This window comes from Microvirga sp. P4_A5 (assembly GCF_056402495.1).
This window is the reverse complement of sequence record NZ_JBFUHH010000201.1, coordinates 1-1406: the sequence shown is the minus strand read 5'-3', so window position 1 is coordinate 1406 and position 1406 is coordinate 1. Positions and strand designations below refer to the sequence as shown.

Annotated in this window: 2 protein-coding genes; one reads left to right on the top strand and one right to left on the bottom strand. The window is 57.2% G+C overall.

All coding sequences use genetic code 11. The annotated features are described in order from the left end of the window. Positions 1–472, bottom strand: a 472-nt coding sequence (locus tag AC1DVM_RS23120) for a GntR family transcriptional regulator (RefSeq protein WP_477258481.1), incomplete at its 3' end; no start/stop codon positions are given. Positions 473–660: 188 nt separating this feature from the next. Here AC1DVM_RS23120 and dctP point away from each other — a divergent pair. Next, on the top strand, positions 661–1406 hold a 746-nt coding region (gene dctP, locus AC1DVM_RS23115), incomplete at its 3' end, for a TRAP transporter substrate-binding protein DctP (protein ID WP_477258479.1).

The window sequence follows — 1406 nt, the reverse complement described above, 5'->3', positions numbered from 1 at the left end:
GGTCAAGAAGGGTCTGCGACCCGCAGGCTTCGATGAGGGATTGGTGAAACTCGCGGTCGTATCGCTTCCAGAGTTCGGTTTCTGCATGGTCACCTGCAACCATCCGCCGCTCCATAACGGCGAGCTTGTAATGCGCGGCCACGACGCGGCTTTCCCACTCCAGATCACCTGCCGCAAAGGACAAAGGCAGTGCGTATGTCTCCAGAAGAAGCCGCATTGCCGCGACATCCTGAAAGCCTTCGGGCGAAACCGGAGCAACCCGAAAACCGCGCTGACCTTCAGCGAGAACCAGTCCCTCCGAAGAGAGGCGGCTGAGGATCTCTCTCAAGGTGCTGACGCTGGCCCCGTAACCGTTCGCGAGTCGATCCAATCGGAGCCGCGTGCCGGGGGCGAGACGGCCAAAAATGATGTCAGCGCGAATCCGGTCATAGGCTCGATCCGCAATGGATGTCGCCAACAGCTCAATCTTCATTCATTCAGCATCCTGTTCGCGAACAGGGCTCCGCAACCCGCCGCCTTACATCCGACTAGTGCCGATACCACCTGATATACGACAAAATATCATATGAATCCGGAAATGCATATTGATTTGCTAATCATCCGAGCCGATAGTGGAACGAGATGCAGGCTACTGCGCGGCAGAATTTGGGAGAGGAACACATGACGTTCAGCATCAATCGTCGTTTTCTGATGACCGCGGGGGCGGCCCTTCTGGCGTGGAGCACGGGCGGCGTTGCCCTGGCGCAAACACCTGCGCCGCTGCGTTTCTCAGCCGTCTTTTCGGAGCAGGATATCCGGGCGGAGATGATGAAGCGGTTCACCGAGGACATGAAATCCCAGGGCTTCGCGCTCCAACCCTATTACGGCGGGACCCTGTTCAAGCAGGGCACCGAGCTCGTGGCCATGCAGCGCGGTAATCTCGAGATGGGGAACATCGCGCCGCAGGATATTTCCACTCAAATTCCAGCATGGTCCATCGTGACCTCAGCCTACCTGTTCCGCGACGCGGATCATCTGAAAAAGGTTTTTGCAGGCGATGTTGGCCAGCAATTAAAGAAAATGGCATCGGATCAGCTCGGGATTCATATCCTGGGCCCGACATATTTCGGCGCCAGGCAGGTAGGCCTAAAGCCCAGTAAAAAGATCAACACGCCAGCGGATATGGCCGGCATCAAGCTGCGCATGCCGGGCGGAGATGCCTGGCAATTTCTTGGACAGGCAATCGGGGCCAACCCGACGCCCATGGCCTATGCGGAAGTCTATACAGGCCTTCAGACCGGCGCCATCGACGGACAGGACAATCCGCTGCCCAACGTGCAGAACATGAAGTTCTACGAAGTGATGTCGCAAATTGCCATGACGTCACATCTTGTCGGCTTCGACCTTCTGGCCGTGTCCAACAAAGT